Genomic DNA, 17,536 nt, shown 5'->3' with positions numbered 1-17,536 from the left:
AGAGAAATTGAAAGATACATCATATATCCCCTTCAAAACAGTCACTAACACATGGCTATTTTGAAGGGGATTTTTTTGTGGAAGGACTATCAAATTTCCTACACAAAAAAACGCCCCCATACTAGGAGCGTCTTCTATCATTACGCTTGTTGCGCGCTATATAATTCTTCAAGTGGCTTCATGATAATTTTGTTAACGTCAGTGATAACGATGTTTAAACGTTGCTCAGTTTCCATTAACTTTGTGATTTTTGCATCTTGTTGAATGCGAGCTACAACTTCTTGTGCTTTTTGGTTGTCTTCTTCAGTGATTTCTTGGCCTTGCATCATTTTTTGTTGTAAGCCAAGTTGCATCGCGCGGAACTCTTCGAATAAGTTCTTTGACTCTGCATCTCCTTGTACTGCTGCGTAGCTTGCTTTTAATGTTTGGAAATCTTCGTTTTCAGCGATTGTTTTTTGTAATTCATATGCAACATCATGAATGTTTTTTGTCATTTTATTTTTCCTCCTTTAGAAGGCTAGCGCTTTTCGCTCGCACTGCCTTTTAAGTGCATTTACATACGCACCTCTTCCTACCATATCAAACTATGCAAGAGATGGGAAGAAATTTCACTTTTATTTCTATGCACCCATCTTTATTACTTAAGGAACAAGAGTAACAACCCTTGAATAAATCCAATTGTTCCTCCTAATAACGCCCCTAAATATGTAATCATTTTTAACTCATTTTTTGTAATGGACAATACGAGATCTTCTAGTCTCTCTGTTGAAAATGTAGATACTTCTTGCTGGACAATTTCCGCAAGCTGTAGATTTCCCAATATACTTCCCACATTTTCTGTCCCCCACTTCAAGCCTTTCTCTACTGCGCTAGGGACCACTTTTCCAACGATTGTTTCTCGCACTGGCTCACATACTTGCTGAACAGACTGATTTAAAAATCTACTCACTGTTTCCTCTACTTTAACCGCTGACAATATGGAGTTCACAATCATTTCTTTCTCTACGAACGTTTCTAATTCTTTTACGTCTCTTCCTTTTAACTTTTCCCACTCTTTTTGCAGTACATCAGTTAACAGACGCTCTGTTCCATCTTGTCCTAAAAACTTAATGACTTCCGGCTGCACGCGATCAACTAAACTTACATTCCCTAAAAACATACCAACTAAGTTAAGCAGCGTTCCCCTGGAAGCGAAAAAGTCATCAATCATTTTTGAAAGGCGTTCCTTTCCTTCTTCACTTTCCAAAAAGCTAATTCCTCTTTTTAAAATAAAAGATGCTACATTCGGAATCGCATTCTCTACTTTTTCATGAACAGAATGAGGTAACGCCTGTTCCCATGTATATGTATAGTACTCTGCTAAAAATGCATGAATTTTTTCTGTAATAACATGTTCGATTTTCCCGATCGCCTCTTCTTCTACATGTTCTAAATTCCATTTTTCTAACATATCCCGTAACGACTGTTCATTTGTAATTACTTTATCAACTTCCACTTGTGTCCAGCGAATTAAACTGGTTTGAAAATCTTTATTTGTTAGTTTTTTTCCGATTCCTTCTGGTGTTAACAAATGGTCTACAACCATTTTACCTAATTGAACAGCAAGCTCATCGCGGCGCTTCGGAATTAACCCTGGCGTAAATGGAACCTGAAACTTCCCAATATAAATCGGACGATGAGGACGAAATAACATTTTTATCGCTAAATGATTTGTGTATCCTCCAATAATTGCCCCGAGCCCTGTCGTCATTAACATATTTAACCATATATTCATCACAATCAACCTTTCACTTCTCCAAAACTATAGCATATCATCATACGGACAAAAGTATAATGGTATAAAAACGTATTTGCAATATATAGCTTCGCCTATAATGCAAACATCTTATTACTAAAGGAGTGATTTCGTTGGTTCTTGGTCTTTTAACTTCCGGGCTCCATCACGAGCAAACGTATTACACCGAAATCGCTAAGCGAGCTCGTCTTTATCATAACGTCGTTGCCCAATTCACACCGTTTAGCATTGATTCAAAGACAGATCTTGTTTCTGGTCTTATTTACGATACAGATACAGGAAATTGGATAGATCAAACCTTTCCCATTCCTTCATATATATATGATCGTTGTCATTTCAAAGAGGATGAGGAATTCCAACAAGCAAATGCGATTATTCATTCATTACACAAACGTTCTTCCACTACCTTTTTAAACAACACACTTATTAACCCAAGCGATTTACACAATCTTTTTCTTACTAATAAACGTCTTTCCCCTTACGTACCAAAAATAATAAAAGGAACAGTACAAGGAATTTTTAAATTACTACTAGAAACAAGAGATATTATTATAAGACCAATCAATATACACTCCAATGAAAATTTATATCGGGCCACTTACAAAAATAAAACATTTCATATCGATACAATAAATGAACAACATCATACTTCTACTCAATTCAAACGAACAGATAAATTTATATCATGGTGCAAATCGAACATACACTCATTCCGTTATATGATTCATCCAATGTTACAACCTCCAAATCAACTATCATATCCGATTCATATTCGAACCATTATGCAAAAAAATAAAGAACAGAATTGGAAAGTGCTCGGTCAATTTATACAAAAATCTTCATTCCCAGCACAATTTTTACTTTCAGCAACAGAACGTTCTATGTTACATCCATTTTCTAAAATTAAATATTTACTTTCTCCAACTGGCGTTCAATTATTAAAAGATGCTTTACATGATGTTGTAAATGAAGTGTTTAAAACACTCGATCAGTCCTATTCTTCATTATTTGAACTAGAGCTTTCTACCATTATGGATCAAAAAGGTGCCATTTGGCTTATGTACGTCAATACGATGCCATCTTACGATGTTTATACTAGGTACAACGACGAACTGGCTGAACAAATTTTTCATGGTCCATTAAAGTTTAGCCGATTTACACCATAACGAAAGGAGGAAATCCCCGTTGAAAGAGCACATATATACATTAAGTATTTCAGATGAGCATCCAAATAGTATTACTTTACCTTACGTTTTTTCTATTACACCACCAATTACATCCTTTTTCTTTGGCTTACGTTATATTACATGTGAGAATATTAAAATTCATTATTCATTCACGCGAGAAATTATTATTGGCGAACAGATTGCAGCCGATCTTTTACTACCGCATTCAGCAACAATCCATGCCTTCTTACACAATCAAACCATTGTTTTCGGCCCATTAATCGGGATTTTCACAACTGGCTTTAACGATGATTCTAATTCTCCTTTAGGAAGTCGTTCCATCTCTCTCAGTGAGTTATTAACACCACCATTCACATTGCAGCCATTTGTATTTGTCTTTGGCATTCAACATATAAACTGGGAAGAGGAAACAATTGAAGGGTACTTCTTTCAAGAAGGAAAATGGGTAAAAAACAAAGTCCCTTTACCAAATGTCATTTACGACCGATTACCAAATCGGCAAGCAGAAAATTACAAACCTATCGTAAGAGCAAAAAAACGTTTAGAAAGCGACTATGGGATTCCGTGGTTTAATCCGGGATTTTTCAATAAATGGGAAGTGCATCAACTTTTAATGAAAGAAGATTCAATTAAACCATTCTTACCAAATACAGAAGTATTTCAACATTTTGAACAAGTAGAACGACTTCTCGGTACGTATAAGTACATTTATATGAAACCAATACACGGTAGCTTCGGAAGAAATATTCATCAAATACTCTATTCTCAAACTGATAATTGCTACTATTGTCGTTATCGTGAAAATGAACAAAACAAACTAAGAAAGTATCAATCATTAGAAGCCCTTCTTAACCATGTGTTAAAAGGACATGATTTAAAAAAGTTTATCGTACAACAAGGTATCTCACTGCTCCGCTTCGAAGGGCAACCCGTCGATTTTCGCATTCATACAAATAAAAACCATTTTGGTAATTGGGTAGTCAGTGCAATCGTCGCAAAAATCGCCGGCAAAGGTAGCTTAACAACTCATGTAAATAGCGGCGGTGATACGAAATTACTTCAGGAACTATTTCCTGATTCAACAAAGCAAGTTCAAATTGAAAATAAACTAAAACAAACAGCCTTACAAATCAGTTATGCACTTGATGGGCAAGTAACCGGGAACATTGGAGAAATTGGTTTTGACATTGGTTTAGACACCACGGAAAACCCGTGGCTATTTGAAGCAAATTCTAAACCGGGGCGAACTGTATTCCAAGATGAAAAGTTAAAAGAACAAAGTGAACTTACGCGCCAATTATTTTATGAATATGCCATCTATTTAACTGAACACTCTTTGCGCGACACGAAAGAAAAAATGTCACAAATAAAATCAGGTCCTTCGTCACATACCGAAAACATCCCTTCCCCTATGATTAACTCACAAATACAAAAACAAAAACTTCCACCTCCTTCATAAGGTGGAAGTTTTTTATTTAAACGAGCTTCACTACAACTTCTGTTTCCACATTACATACTCCGCAATAAAAAACATGATTGCAATACTCCTGTGAATTATTATGTGTTAAACCGTCTACTGCACTTAATAATTCTTGATCCATATATGCACTGTAATCGTCTATGTAATCTACAGTTTTCCCATAATCTTGGAGTATACCTTGGCAATTTTGACAAGAATATGTTTGTAATTCTAGCGCGTTGCAAAGCGGGCAAATTCCCATCATGATTCCTCCATACGTTATCGTTTAAAAACAATTAAAAAGCCTCTTTTTTAGATTAAAGAGAGCATCTAGCCGTGCATAGACGCGGTCAGTTCCTTTTTCTGCCCACCCTGGGTTAAAACAGAACTATGCAGTTGCTCCCGATTTAATTTTCATTTTACTAAACTGGAATTTGTCTCACTTTAACAAATCATAAGTTAAGTAAGCCAAGCTGGTTATACAAAGAAAAAAACGCATATGATTTCGCTCTTAGTTTAGCCTTCTTTCTTAAAAATACAACGATTACTCTTATTTCATAATTTACGAAATGATGAAATGTTTTTTACAAAATTTACAAATTATTTTTTTGTATATCTTTCTAGGTAACATCCATACTATGAGTACAAACTTAATTACCGATGGATTAGCGCCAAACGGGGCGATAATCTGGTTCAAATCCAGCTAGTCCAACCAAAAAAATTTTTATAACTCTAAGGAGGATATATTCCTATGGCAAACCAAAGTTCTTACAATCAATTAGTAGTACCAGGTGCAACAGCAGCAATCGATCAAATGAAGTACGAAATCGCTCAAGAATTTGGTGTACAATTAGGAGCAGATTCTACGGCTCGCGCTAACGGTTCTGTTGGTGGAGAAATTACAAAACGTTTAGTTGCAATGGCTGAGCAAAGCCTTGGCGGATTCCAAAAATAAATATATATGGCAAAAAGGTCTCAGGGCATATGCCCTGAGACCTTCCTTAATTTATTGCAACATTTGTAAAAACTTCTTCGTTCGTTCTTCTTTTGGATTTGTAAATACATCTTCCGGTGTACCTTGTTCGACAACGACACCGCCATCCATGAAAATAACACGGTTCGCAATTTGATGAGCAAAGCGCATTTCATGCGTTACAATGACCATCGTCATTCCTTCTTTAGCAAGTTCTTTCATAACCTTTAAAACTTCTTGAACTAGCTCAGGATCAAGTGCTGACGTTGGCTCATCAAATAGTAAAACTTCCGGCTCCATCGCAAGCGCACGAGCGATTCCAACGCGCTGTTGTTGTCCACCTGATAATTGGAACGGATATAAGTCTACTTTATCCGCAAGACCAACTTTTTCAAGGAAATAGTTTGCTTTTTTCTTCGCTTCTTCTTTCCCCATCTTTTTCACTGTAACGAGCCCTTCCATTACATTGTGAATTGCTGTTAAATGAGGAAATAGATTATGGTGCTGGAATACCATACCTGTTTGCGTACGAAGATTTACAATATCTTTCTTCGATACTTTTTGAGAGAAATCGAGCTCTTTATTGCCGATACGAATGTTACCAGCGTTCGGCGTTTCTAACACGTTGAGACAACGTAAGAATGTCGTCTTACCAGATCCAGATGGCCCGATAATAACAACCACTTCGCCCTTCTCAACTGATAAGTCTATATGTTTTAATACGGTATTATCTCCGAAACTTTTTTGTAAATGTTGAATTGAAATCATAAAAACAAAAACTCCTTTTATGAAAGGGTTATTTTAGAGTATAACGTTCTGAACGTTTTTCTAATATTTGTTGCACGATAGATAATAAGAAGCAAATTACCCAATAAATTAGACCTGCTTCAAAATAAACAATTAAAAACTCATAGTTCATTGCCGCAATTTCCTGCGCTTTTCGGAACATTTCTGTTACTAAAATTAACGACGCTAATGACGTATCCTTCACTAAACTAATAAATGTATTCGAAAGCGGCGGAATTGATACGCGTGTTGCTTGTGGTAAAATAACACGTTTCAATGCTTGCGGGTATGTCATCCCAATTGTGTAAGCCGCTTCCCACTGTCCTTTCGGGATTGAAAGGATAGAAGCACGAATAATTTCAGATGCATATGCACCTACATTTAATGAAAATCCAATAACTGCTGCTGTATATGGCTCAACTTCAATATTAAGAGTTGGAAGACCATAGAAAATAATAAATAACTGTACAAGAAGTGGCGTTCCGCGAATGATAGATACATAGATACGAGCAATCCATTGTAAAATACGACTACCTGAAATACGTGCGAGCGCTGTTAACGTCGCAAGTATAATACCGATAATAAATGTAATAAGCGTTAACGGAATTGTCGTAAAGACAGCTTCCTTCAGCATAGGCGCGAAGGAAGTCTGCATAATATCTATCCAAGTAGACAATCGATCTGACATCAATGCGCTACTTAGATACATTTTCACCGAACCATTTTTTCGTTATTTTATCGTACGTACCATCTTTTTTCATATCTTCTAACGCTTTATTTACTTCTTGTACAAGTTTGTCGCTACCTTTACGGAATAAGAATCCACTTTGTGACGCTTCTTTTTCTGTATCTACAATTTTAATTTTTGCATCTTTTTTCGTTTCTAAATAGTTTAACACTGATAATTTATCATTGATTGTAAAATCAACGCGGCCAGAACTTAATAATTCTGCTGCTTGGCTAAATCCTTCTACACCTGTGATTTCCGCACCATTTTTCTTAGCAATATCTGCGTAGTTACTCGTTAAAGATTGCGCTGCTTTTAATCCTTTTACGTCAGCAAATGTAGCAGGTTTATCTTTATCTTTCGCAACAACTAATGCTGCTGAAGAAGAAATGTATGGACTAGAGAAGTCATATTTCTTTTGGCGATCTTCACGAATACCAACTTCGTTCGCAACCATGTCGAAACGTTTTGCATCTATTCCTGCAAGTAAGCTATCCCATTGTGTTTCTTTAAATACAGGCTTTACACCTAAACGTTTTGCAACTTCTTCTGCTAATTCAACGTCAAACCCAGTTAATTTATCGTTTGTATCGTGGAACGTAAATGGTGGATATGTACCTTCTGTACCAATTACAAGCTCACCGCTTTGTTTTATCTTCTGTAATGCATCTTGATTAGCTGTATCTTTTTTCTCTTCTTTACCGCAGCCCGCTACAATCCCAATCGCTAATGTAGTTACTGCAAGCACTGAAAATAATTTTTTCATGATAGTAGTCCTCCAAGTATTCTGATAGGAATTTAAAAACTATATTGATTGTATGCAATTTCGAACAATTTTTCAATGAAAATGTTCTTATTTAGTTTAACCTTTTTCTTCATAATCAAACAAAATGGAAAAATAGCGCTACATACAAAAAATAAGTAACATTTTTTAATATAGCATTTATAAAGAAAAAGGTAAAACAATACCTACTTATTTATAAGTTTTTCAGCCGGTGAAATATATTAACTTCTAAGCGGACAATCCGATCAAAAAAGAACTTGCGAAAATCGCAAGTTCTTCTAAAAATTAAGCACTCTGGTTTCCTTCCATTTGCGTTTTATACATATCGTAATAACGCCCGCGCTTTTTCATTAATTCATCATGGGAACCTTTTTCCAAAATCGTTCCTCTATCAAGCACAATAATTTGATCAGCGCTCTTAATTGTTGAAAGACGATGAGCGATAATAAACGTCGTTCGTCCTTTCTTCACAACTTCTAGCGCTTGTTGAATCATCGCTTCTGTTTCTGTATCAATACTGGAAGTCGCTTCATCTAAAATTAAAATAGCAGGATCAAAAGCAAGTGCCCTAGCAAACGATATAAGCTGACGTTCTCCGGTTGAAAGTGTACTTCCTTTCTCCGTAATTTTTTCATCTATATTGTTCGCAAACCTTTCCGCACCAACATCACGTAACGCCTTCACGATGCGATCTTTTGAAATTTTTTCATTTTCTAAGCTTACATTGGATGCCACTGTCCCGCTAAATAAAAACGGATCTTGCAATACAATTCCCATATGTTCACGTGTTGCTTGTTTCGGCATCTCTGTTACATCATGACCATCAATCGTAAGCTTCCCTTTTTGAAATTCATAAAACTGAAAGAGCACATTCATAATGGAACTTTTTCCTGATCCAGTATGACCGACAAGTGCCACTGTCTCCCCTTGTTTCGCTTCAAAAGAAATATTTTTTAATACTTCATCTTTTCCATTGTAAGAAAACGAAACATTATCGAATTTCACATTTCCGGTTAAGCGAGGCATACGTTCTTCTTCTACTGCCTCTCCCTTTTCCTCTAGCAATTCAAAGACGCGCTCTGATGCAACACGCGATTGCTCTAAGTTAGCAAGTTGGTTCACCATGTTCGTAATTGGCGAGAACAATCTCGTTAAATAATCGACGAAAGCATACAGTATCCCTAGAGAAAGGAGGCCAGAAGCACTTAATGAAGCACCACCGAAATACCAAATTACACCTGTAAAAGCGATGTTTCTTAATACAGACACTAAATTATGCGAAGTTGCTGCATTTAAATTTAAAATTTTATTTTGATATTTAAAATAATCACCATTTAACTCTTCAAATTCCTTCTTCGTTTCATGTTCTTGACGAAATGCTTGAATAATTGGCATCCCTTGAATTGATTCATTCACTGTTCCGTTAATATCCGATAAACGCGAACGCATTTTATGATTGTATACAGACGCATACTTTCTATACATAATCGCCCAAACAATTAAAATTGGGATGATGAGTAAGCATAGTGCCGCCAGTTTTACATCAAGTAAAAATAGCGCAGCGAAAATCCCGATAATATAGATGATACTAGAGACGAATGTCGCAAGCACTGTTACATATAAATCACGAATCGCTTCTGTATCATTCGTTACACGCGAAACAATTTTCCCTGCTGGTAAATGGTCAAAATAACGAATTGGCAACGTTTGAATATGAGAAAAGACGTCTTCCCTCATAATTTGAATAATTTTGTTTGCCGCCTTCTGTAAGAAGAACTGCTTTCCGTATGCAAATAATGATACGACTACTAATAAAGCGAAATATCCACCGCCAAGTAGTAATAACCTATTTATTTCTGGTTTATAAAACGCAAATACTTCTTCTTTCGTTAAGGCTTTCGATTTATACACTTGCACTGCCTTACCACTTTGTACTGTAAGCACATCACCCTTAACAGAACGAGTTCCTTCAAGCGTTATTTTATTCGGTACAAAATAGTACTGAAAACCAACTTGAATCACTCGGACTTCTTTCCCTTTTTGCTCACCTTGTTCAAAGCGATCACTTCGCTTATAAAAGGCGCCATTATATGAAACAGCATCCTCACTCTTTTCTGTTTCATACCAGGGTCTCTCTATTCCAACGATATGCTCATCGATCATCGTTTTTGCGACGAAAGGACCCGCGAGTTCTGCAATAACGAAAACAAATAGCATCGCCATCGCTGCAAAAATCGGCCCTTTTACTTTCATCGCGTATTGAAACAATCGTTTTGAAACACTCATATTTTCACCCCACTATCCGTACTTTCACTTTCACCTTGTTGTCTTTCGAACTGCTCTGCATACCAGCCCCCATTTCGAACGAGCGCTTCATGCGAACCTTCTTCAATAACCTCACCGTTATCCATAACGAGAATCCAATCAGCATGCTGCACTGCTGACAAACGATGCGTTGTTATAATCGTCGTCTTCCCGCTTCTTTCTGTTCGTATGTTTTCAATAATTGCCGCTTCAGTACGAGCATCAACAGCTGATAAAGAATCGTCCAAAATTAAAATTTCCGGATTTTGAATAACAGCCCTCGCAATCGAAATCCTTTGCTTTTGCCCACCTGATAAAGAAACACCTTTCTCTCCAACGAGCGTTTCTAAACCTTCCGGTAAAAACTCTAAATCCTTTTTAAACGCAGCTATTTCAATCGCTTTTTCAAGTTCTTCTTCAGTCGCTTCTCTATTTCCGAATAAAATATTTTCCTTCGCTGTTTTTGAGAACAAAATGTGTTCCTGAGGTACATACCCAATCCAGCCAAGTACGTTATCATTCGTAATTTTATCTAGCTTCACATCAGAAACCGCAATATCCCCTTCCCCAAGTGGATATTGACGAAGAAGCTGACGAACGAGCGTCGTTTTCCCGCTTCCTGTTTTCCCAACAACTCCAAGTGTCTCTCCTTGTTTTAATGAGAATGAAACATTTTTTAAATTTGTTTCAATTGATGAAGGATATGAAAAAGTAACATTATCAAATTGAATGTAATCTGGCTCTTGTACAACCTTTGGATCTTTCGGATTCTTTACATCCGGTTCATAAGCTAACGTTTCATTTACACGGTCGAGCGATGCATTTCCTCTTTGCATAACATTAATCAATTCACCAATTGCAAACATCGGCCAAATCATCATCCCTAAATAGACGTTAAAAGAAACGAGCTCACCAAGTGTCACCTTTGATTGGAATACGAGATATGCACCGTACACTAAACCAATTAAATAACTAAGACCGACGAGCATTTTTACAGTTGGCTGGAATAATGCATCGATTCTTGCTACTCTCATATTTTTCTCGTATACGTCATCTCCTAAATGATGAAACCTTCCTTGATCAGCGCTCTCCTGTACATACGCACGAATAACGCGTACACCCGCAATTGATTCAAGTACTTTATCGTTCATATCCCCGAACGCATCTTGCGCGACTGTAAATCTTTCATGCAATTTCTTTCCGTATCTATTCATCGCATACGCCATAATCGGAAGCGGTATAAGCGCAGCAAATGTTAACTGCCAACTAATTGAAAAGCCCATCATACAAACGATTGTAAGCATATATAGACTAGAATCAACGAGCGTTAATATACCAAAACCAGCTGTCATGGAGATTGCTTTTAAATCATTTGTCGCTCTCGCCATTAAATCGCCAGTACGATTTTTTTGATAAAACGTCGGTGTCATCTTAAGTAAATGCCCCATAAATTTTGAACGCATCGTTTTCTCAAGTACGAACGCACCGCCAAATAGTTGGTGCTGCCAAATGAAAGTAAGTACATACCCACCAATCGTTACCCCAAGTAAAATAAGAATATATTGCATAATCGCCTCATTCGTTAAGGCTCCCGTTTTAATATTATCAATTGTAATCCCTAACACTTTCGGTGGAATTACCTCTATCACGTTTACAATTAAAAGTACCCCAATTGCAATACTATACCTTTTCCAATGCTCTCTAAAAAACCAGCTTAACTTTAGTAATACTGAAAACAATATAACCTCTCCTTTCTCTTTCTCGTTTGATTCACATTTCTTTATCCGCTATCCAAACCCATCACATTTACATTTCGTAAGCCATACAATTTCATCACATTTTTCCACCTTCCAAATTCTGATTTTTTATAGTAACGAGGAAAATAAACAAAAAAAAGCATACCGCCGCTTGACGATATGCAAAAGAATGCATAAAAGCGTACGTTACGATATACGCAACGTACGCTTCTCATAAGACAAAAAGGTCCTATATATCCGCACGGGTTGCGTAATGATATGAATGTTTTCCGCCATTTAACAGAGCTAAGCCCATTACATTTACGATTACAATCATTACGCACACCCCCTTCATTTATTTTCCATTTATAATCTTACAACTTTATTGAGTATTCTGTCAATTGTTTTTTTCGCTTTAGAATAAAATCATCTTTTATCACAAAAAATGAAAGTGATGCATTCTACTTATAATTCAGTTTGAAATAAGAGAATCTTCTGTAAGAAAGGGCATACAAAATAAAAAAATAATAAGAAATCGTTTTCACAAACATTTCATTTGAAAAATATTATCAAACCACCTACAATCACCTTATACTCACTCTTACAAGTTGCTATTTTAGGAGGACTAATCATGACAACTAGCAATACGTACAAATTTTATTTAAACGGAGAATGGAGAGAAAGCTCTTCAGGTCAAACAATCGACATTCCATCTCCATACTTACACGAAGTAATTGGGCAAGTACAAGCAATTACTCAAGGAGAAGTGGATGAAGCAATTGCATCTGCAAAAGAAGCTCAAAAATCATGGGCTGAAGCTTCTCTACAAGATCGCGCAAAATATTTATATAAATGGGCTGATGAGCTCGTAAATATGCAAGATGAAATTGCCGATATCATTATGAAAGAAGTCGGTAAAGGATATAAAGATGCGAAAAAAGAAGTTGTTCGTACAGCTGACTTCATTCGTTACACTATTGAAGAAGCTCTTCATATGCACGGAGAAAGCATGATGGGCGATAGCTTCCCTGGCGGAACGAAATCTAAACTTGCGATTATCCAACGCGCACCACTTGGTGTTGTATTAGCAATCGCACCATTTAACTACCCAGTAAACTTATCTGCTGCAAAACTTGCACCAGCACTTATTATGGGTAACGCTGTTATCTTCAAACCAGCAACACAAGGTGCAATTAGCGGTGTTAAAATGGTTGAAGCACTTCATAAAGCTGGCCTTCCAAAAGGTCTTGTAAACGTAGCTACAGGACGCGGTTCTGTAATTGGTGACTACTTAGTAGAACATCCTGGCATCAATATGGTATCGTTCACAGGTGGTACAAACACAGGTAAGCACTTAGCGAAAAAAGCTGCAATGATTCCACTTGTATTAGAACTTGGTGGTAAAGACCCTGGTATCGTTCGTGAAGATGCTGACTTACAAGATGCTGCAAATCATATCGTAAGCGGTGCATTCTCTTACTCTGGTCAACGTTGTACAGCTATTAAACGTGTACTTGTACACGAAAATGTAGCAGACGAGCTTGTTGACTTATTAAAAGAGCAAGTAGCTAAATTATCAGTTGGATCTCCAGAACAAGACAGCACAATCGTCCCATTAATCGACGACAAATCTGCTGACTTCGTTCAAGGCTTAGTTGATGATGCTGTAGAAAAAGGTGCAACAATCGTTATCGGTAACAAACGTGAGCGCAACTTAATTTACCCAACATTAATTGACAACGTAACAGAAGAAATGAAAGTTGCTTGGGAAGAGCCATTCGGCCCAATCCTTCCAATCATCCGTGTTTCTTCTGATGAACAAGCGATTGAAATTGCTAACAAATCAGAGTTCGGTCTGCAAGCAAGTGTCTTCACAAAAGACATTAACAAAGCGTTTGCAATTGCTAACAAAATCGACACTGGTTCTGTTCAAATTAACGGACGCACAGAGCGCGGTCCTGACCACTTCCCATTCATCGGTATAAAAGGTTCAGGTATGGGCGCACAAGGTATTCATAAGAGCCTTGAGTCTATGACACGTGAAAAAGTAACTGTATTAAACTTAGTTTAATCTTATATGTAGCAGCTGATCTAATATTTAGGTCAGCTGCTTTTTAGTTAAAACCCTCCAGGACCTAATAACGAATTCTTCTCTATAATCTGATTATTACTATATCCATTGACGTATAAAAATACATTTGTTACTCTTAAACATGTTAATTTAATACATAAATCCTCATTCGTATCTCGGTGAGGTAGAGGTTGCAGTCATTAAGAGTATCATTTCAGGAGATGTAGTGGCATTGATGAAGAAATGAGAAAGGAATGATTGCCGAAGTAAGTCGTGTCCACCATACACGCTTGCTGGGTCTGCATTTAATAAGTGCAGAACTGTCACAAACGTTTCGTTTGTGGAGAGCTATCGAGAGGTATGTCGTGGGTTTCTTATAAGATAGAAAGCATGTAGCGGCAGATTACGTGCTTTTTTTGTTTTGTTTGGACCTTCTCTTCCTTATCAGGAAGACATACATATCTCCTCGCTTGACTTGGTTATACTAACTTTGGAGGTATTTTCTATGCAACAAAAAAAATGGGGCTTTTGGGTACTAACAGCTTTCGTTGTCGGTAACATGGTTGGCGCTGGTATTTTCATGGTGCCAAGTACGTTAGCACAAACAGCAAGCCCACTCGGTGTCACTTTAGCTTGGTTAACAACAGGGTTTGGTGTTTTAATGCTAGCTCTTGTTTTCGGTAATTTAGCAATTCGTCGTCCTGATTTAACGACAGGACCACAAAGTCATGCATATGCTTTATTCTCAACACCAAAAAGAAAGAAAATGGCTGGTTTCAGCATGGTATGGGGATATTGGGTTGCAAACTGGGCAAGTAACGTTGCCATTATTACATCTTTCGCGGGATATTTATCGCTCTTCTTCCCAATTATGAAAGATACACGACTACTATTTTCAATTGGCTCTTTCAATATAGAAGTTGGAAAACTAATTACATTTACTATTTGTTCTGTCTTACTTTGGGGAACACATTTAATTTTAACAAACGGTGTAAGCGGAGCTGGGAAGCTAAACTTCTTAGCAACAACAACGAAAGTGACTGGATTCCTTCTATTCATCGTCGTTACGTTATTTGCGTTCGAAGCTTCAAAGTTTGGACAATGGTACACACCAATGATCGATAAAGAAGGCGTATCACACGGTCTACTTTCACAAGTAAACTTAGCTGCTCTTACAACACTTTGGGCATTTATCGGGATTGAATCAGCCGTTCTTTTATCAAACCGAGCTACCTCTCCAAAAACGGTAAAACGCGCAACTGTTGCAGGATTACTTATCACAGTTGCAATTTACTTAGGAATTACAATTTTAACAATGGGTGTACTTCACGTTGATAAATTACAAGCTTCTGAACGTCCATTAGCAGATGCATTAAACGCTGCAATGGGTCATGGCGGCGGGAAACTTATGGCATTACTTGCTCTTACTTCCCTATTCGGTTCAATATTAGGCTGGATTTTATTAAGCTCAGAAGTACCTTATCAAGCAGCAAAAGAAGGTTTCTTCCCTTCCTTCTTCGCAAAAACGAATAAAAAAGGAAGTCCAATTCATTCACTACGATTAACAAACATTATGTCGCAAGTGTTCTTATTCTCAACATTATCAGGAACAATTGCGGAAGCTTATACATTCGTTATTACCGTATCAACACTGGCCTACCTCATTCCATATCTCGTTTCACCAATCTTCCAGTTAAAACTAGTCGCAACTGGTGAAACATATAAGAATGAAATGGGTTCAAGAATTATGGATGGTGTAGTTGCAGTTATCGCACTTTGCTATGCACTATGGGTTATTAAAACCGGCGCATCCGATATAAAAACATTTCTTCTCGGAATTGGTTTATTCGGAATTGGCTTTGCCTTCTATCCATTAATGAATCGTGATCAGAAAAAAAATAAAGAAAAGAAAAACGAGCAAGTTGCGTAACGCAATTTGCTCGTTTTTTACTTTATAAAACATATATAATAGAAAAAAGAGGTGAAAAACATGTCAATCGAATCACTATGGAGCTCTCGCTTTCAACAACATATTCAAAATGCCATCACATACTTTGCACGTATGATTAACGGTTTACTATATAGCTTCATCTTCGTCTCATGTGTAGGTGCATATTATTACGCTAAGTTTCTTAAAACGGATCCTTCTAAAGGAATATCTTTATTACTCATCACGATCGTACTTACACTCATTATAACGAGATGCCAAGTTCGCACATTTATTCAAAAACCGGACGCTGTCTATTTACTTGCATTAGAAGAGAAATTAACATCTTATTTTAAAAAATCTCTTCTATATAATTACATCATTCAGCTTTTCCCGCTTATATTTACGTTCCTTGTTATCGTACCGCTTGCCATGCAATCATTACAACTAACCGTACCTTTCTTATGTACAATCTTTATAATTTTAATGATTCTAAAGGGCTGGAACATATACATACATTGGATGTGGCGTGATAGTTATGAAAAAAGCATATGGTTTATCATTCGCATTGCTTGTAACGCCCTGATCATTTACATGCTGTTTTATACTGCAAATGTGATCGTGTTAGGCGGACTACTCTTACTTCTTGCTTTCCTGCTTCTATACACGAAGAAACAACCTACAAAACGAATACCGTGGGATTACATAATCGAACAAGAAGAAAAAATGGACGTTCGTTTCTATCAATTTGCTAGCATTTTCACCGATGTTCCGCAACTGAATAAGCAAGTAAATAAAAGAAAATGGCTTACAAATTGGATTGAACCTTTATTACATAAAAAACGAGCAACTTTCTTCTATTTACATACACTAGCATTTTTACGCGGTAATGATTATTTCGGTATATATATTCGCTTAGGGTTGATCGGTGCTTTCGCTCTATATTTTATTCCGAATATATATGTAAAAGGTGCTATCGCTTATATCGTCCTATATATGATTTCTATGCAGCTCCGTTCCCTGTGGAAATATTTTTCGGGAAATATTATTGTAGCATTATATCCAATTGATACTGAAGAACGAATGAGTCAATTTCTTAGCTTAATTTTCATATTGCTAAGTATTCAACTCATTGTATTTTCAAGTGTTATACTCATTGCTACAAGACAATTACTACATGCTTTGATTATTATGGTAATCGGCGTACTTTGGATAAAGTTTATTATTGTACCAAAAACGAAGAAACGAATTTCTTCATTTTAACGAGAAAAGAGGCTGCACATAACAGCCTCTTTTTCTCGTCCTAAAATTTCTAATCACTTTTCGTAGGCATTTCTCATATAGTGAAAATGACTATACAATTCCTATCCATACGTTAAATAATGATTTCGCACATATAAAGTGAAACTTTAATCAGTGGGGGTTTTACCCATTCCCACTGATTATTAGCCCACACCAATCGGGCAATTATCTCCCGCCTAACTTCCTCGCATTCGCCGAATTTTGAGGTGGGATTCTTACTGCCCGCAAATAGCGGGGTAAATAAAAAAGATAGGAGCTCTATTATGAACAACAATCCGCCTTCAACGCCCCAAAACAACTCAGAAGAAAATAGCCGTGACATTAAATTGCAAACATTACGGGTCATCGGACTCATCGTCCTCATTAGTGGTTATATCCTCGTCGCTCTCTCAGAAGTAGGTGAGCTGAAAACCTTATTAACAAACCCTAACGCCAATCCTGATTTAGCTGAAGTTGATCCGTTTTAAAAATTATATAAAAAGCGA

The 17,536-nt window shown here is 36.8% G+C and carries 15 protein-coding genes and 1 riboswitch; of the genes, 7 read left to right on the top strand and 8 right to left on the bottom strand.

Features of this window, described 5'->3' with window-relative positions:
* Positions 1-140: 140 nt before the first annotated feature.
* The gene (locus NSQ69_RS04540) at positions 141-494 is read right to left on the bottom strand and encodes a YlbF/YmcA family competence regulator (RefSeq protein ID WP_002125511.1); all 354 of its coding nucleotides are present in this window, start codon (positions 492-494) and stop codon (positions 141-143) included.
* A 143-nt stretch (positions 495-637) separates the two neighbouring features.
* The gene (locus tag NSQ69_RS04535) at positions 638-1,783 is read right to left on the bottom strand and encodes a DUF445 domain-containing protein (protein WP_002125510.1); all 1,146 of its coding nucleotides are present in this window, start codon (positions 1,781-1,783) and stop codon (positions 638-640) included.
* Between the two features lie 125 nt (positions 1,784-1,908).
* Here NSQ69_RS04535 and NSQ69_RS04530 point away from each other — a divergent pair, with 125 nt between their 5' ends.
* Positions 1,909-2,961, top strand: a complete 1,053-nt coding sequence (locus tag NSQ69_RS04530) for a YheC/YheD family protein (protein WP_002010850.1) — start codon at positions 1,909-1,911, stop codon at positions 2,959-2,961.
* 19 nt (positions 2,962-2,980) lie between these two features.
* The gene (locus NSQ69_RS04525) at positions 2,981-4,441 is read left to right on the top strand and encodes a YheC/YheD family endospore coat-associated protein (protein WP_003187554.1); all 1,461 of its coding nucleotides are present in this window, start codon (positions 2,981-2,983) and stop codon (positions 4,439-4,441) included.
* A gap of 16 nt (positions 4,442-4,457) precedes the next feature.
* On the opposite strand, the gene NSQ69_RS04520 is transcribed toward NSQ69_RS04525, so the two are convergent.
* Positions 4,458-4,703 (bottom strand): hypothetical protein, encoded by a 246-nt coding sequence (locus NSQ69_RS04520; protein WP_002186650.1) that lies wholly within the window; start codon positions 4,701-4,703, stop codon positions 4,458-4,460.
* A 489-nt stretch (positions 4,704-5,192) separates the two neighbouring features.
* Here NSQ69_RS04520 and sasP point away from each other — a divergent pair, with 489 nt between their 5' ends.
* Positions 5,193-5,396: a small acid-soluble spore protein, SasP family gene (gene sasP, locus NSQ69_RS04515; RefSeq protein WP_000013349.1), complete on the top strand. Its 204-nt coding sequence runs from the start codon at positions 5,193-5,195 to the stop codon at positions 5,394-5,396.
* Between the two features lie 51 nt (positions 5,397-5,447).
* Here the strand turns inward: sasP and NSQ69_RS04510 are convergent, their stop codons facing one another.
* The 5 genes from NSQ69_RS04510 to NSQ69_RS04490 all read right to left on the bottom strand — a co-directional run bounded on the left by NSQ69_RS04510 (position 5,448) and on the right by NSQ69_RS04490 (position 11,754).
* A complete protein-coding gene (locus NSQ69_RS04510; RefSeq protein ID WP_002010843.1) occupies positions 5,448-6,182 on the bottom strand; it encodes an amino acid ABC transporter ATP-binding protein in 735 nt (244 codons plus the stop codon).
* A gap of 28 nt (positions 6,183-6,210) precedes the next feature.
* Positions 6,211-6,909 (bottom strand): amino acid ABC transporter permease, encoded by a 699-nt coding sequence (locus NSQ69_RS04505; RefSeq protein ID WP_033706449.1) that lies wholly within the window; start codon positions 6,907-6,909, stop codon positions 6,211-6,213.
* Positions 6,896-7,693 (bottom strand): amino acid ABC transporter substrate-binding protein, encoded by a 798-nt coding sequence (locus NSQ69_RS04500; protein ID WP_002010840.1) that lies wholly within the window; start codon positions 7,691-7,693, stop codon positions 6,896-6,898. The genes NSQ69_RS04505 and NSQ69_RS04500 overlap by 14 nt, the downstream gene beginning before the upstream one ends.
* Before the next feature lie 303 nt (positions 7,694-7,996).
* A complete protein-coding gene (locus tag NSQ69_RS04495; RefSeq protein WP_002140515.1) occupies positions 7,997-9,997 on the bottom strand; it encodes an ABC transporter ATP-binding protein in 2,001 nt (666 codons plus the stop codon).
* Positions 9,994-11,754 carry an ABC transporter ATP-binding protein gene (locus NSQ69_RS04490; RefSeq protein WP_002125499.1) on the bottom strand — a complete coding sequence of 587 codons (1,761 nt, stop codon included), beginning with the start codon at positions 11,752-11,754 and terminating at the stop codon, positions 9,994-9,996. The genes NSQ69_RS04495 and NSQ69_RS04490 overlap by 4 nt, the downstream gene beginning before the upstream one ends.
* Before the next feature lie 628 nt (positions 11,755-12,382).
* Between NSQ69_RS04490 and gapN the strand changes: the two genes are divergently transcribed.
* The 4 genes from gapN (at position 12,383) to NSQ69_RS04470 (ending at position 17,518) form a co-directional block, all read left to right on the top strand.
* Positions 12,383-13,822, top strand: a complete 1,440-nt coding sequence (gapN, locus tag NSQ69_RS04485; RefSeq protein WP_002125495.1) for an NADP-dependent glyceraldehyde-3-phosphate dehydrogenase — start codon at positions 12,383-12,385, stop codon at positions 13,820-13,822.
* A 177-nt stretch (positions 13,823-13,999) separates the two neighbouring features.
* A riboswitch (Lysine riboswitch) is annotated at positions 14,000-14,181 on the top strand.
* A gap of 146 nt (positions 14,182-14,327) precedes the next feature.
* Positions 14,328-15,752, top strand: a complete 1,425-nt coding sequence (locus NSQ69_RS04480) for an amino acid permease (protein ID WP_002125494.1) — start codon at positions 14,328-14,330, stop codon at positions 15,750-15,752.
* A 60-nt stretch (positions 15,753-15,812) separates the two neighbouring features.
* Entirely contained in the window at positions 15,813-17,012 is a 1,200-nt protein-coding gene (locus NSQ69_RS04475) for an ABC transporter permease (RefSeq protein WP_215564000.1), read from the top strand.
* A gap of 302 nt (positions 17,013-17,314) precedes the next feature.
* Positions 17,315-17,518 carry a hypothetical protein gene (locus NSQ69_RS04470; protein ID WP_002125489.1) on the top strand — a complete coding sequence of 68 codons (204 nt, stop codon included), beginning with the start codon at positions 17,315-17,317 and terminating at the stop codon, positions 17,516-17,518.
* The last annotated feature ends 18 nt before the right edge of the window (positions 17,519-17,536 follow it).

It is taken from the genome of Bacillus sp. FSL R10-2201 (genome assembly GCF_038008665.1).
Taxonomy (GTDB): Bacteria; Bacillota; Bacilli; order Bacillales; family Bacillaceae_G; genus Bacillus_A; species Bacillus_A mycoides.
This window is presented reverse-complemented; position numbering and strand designations above follow the sequence as displayed.

Coding starts and splice junctions, on each gene's coding strand:
- NSQ69_RS04540 (WP_002125511.1), bottom strand. CDS start 494: ATGACAAAAAACATTCATGATGTTGCATATGAATTACAAAAAACAATC.
- NSQ69_RS04520 (WP_002186650.1), bottom strand. CDS start 4,703: ATGGGAATTTGCCCGCTTTGCAACGCGCTAGAATTACAAACATATTCT.
- sasP (WP_000013349.1), top strand. CDS start 5,193: ATGGCAAACCAAAGTTCTTACAATCAATTAGTAGTACCAGGTGCAACA.
- NSQ69_RS04510 (WP_002010843.1), bottom strand. CDS start 6,182: ATGATTTCAATTCAACATTTACAAAAAAGTTTCGGAGATAATACCGTA.
- NSQ69_RS04505 (WP_033706449.1), bottom strand. CDS start 6,909: ATGTATCTAAGTAGCGCATTGATGTCAGATCGATTGTCTACTTGGATA.
- NSQ69_RS04500 (WP_002010840.1), bottom strand. CDS start 7,693: ATGAAAAAATTATTTTCAGTGCTTGCAGTAACTACATTAGCGATTGGG.
- NSQ69_RS04495 (WP_002140515.1), bottom strand. CDS start 9,997: ATGAGTGTTTCAAAACGATTGTTTCAATACGCGATGAAAGTAAAAGGG.
- gapN (WP_002125495.1), top strand. CDS start 12,383: ATGACAACTAGCAATACGTACAAATTTTATTTAAACGGAGAATGGAGA.
- NSQ69_RS04480 (WP_002125494.1), top strand. CDS start 14,328: ATGCAACAAAAAAAATGGGGCTTTTGGGTACTAACAGCTTTCGTTGTC.
- NSQ69_RS04475 (WP_215564000.1), top strand. CDS start 15,813: ATGTCAATCGAATCACTATGGAGCTCTCGCTTTCAACAACATATTCAA.
- NSQ69_RS04470 (WP_002125489.1), top strand. CDS start 17,315: ATGAACAACAATCCGCCTTCAACGCCCCAAAACAACTCAGAAGAAAAT.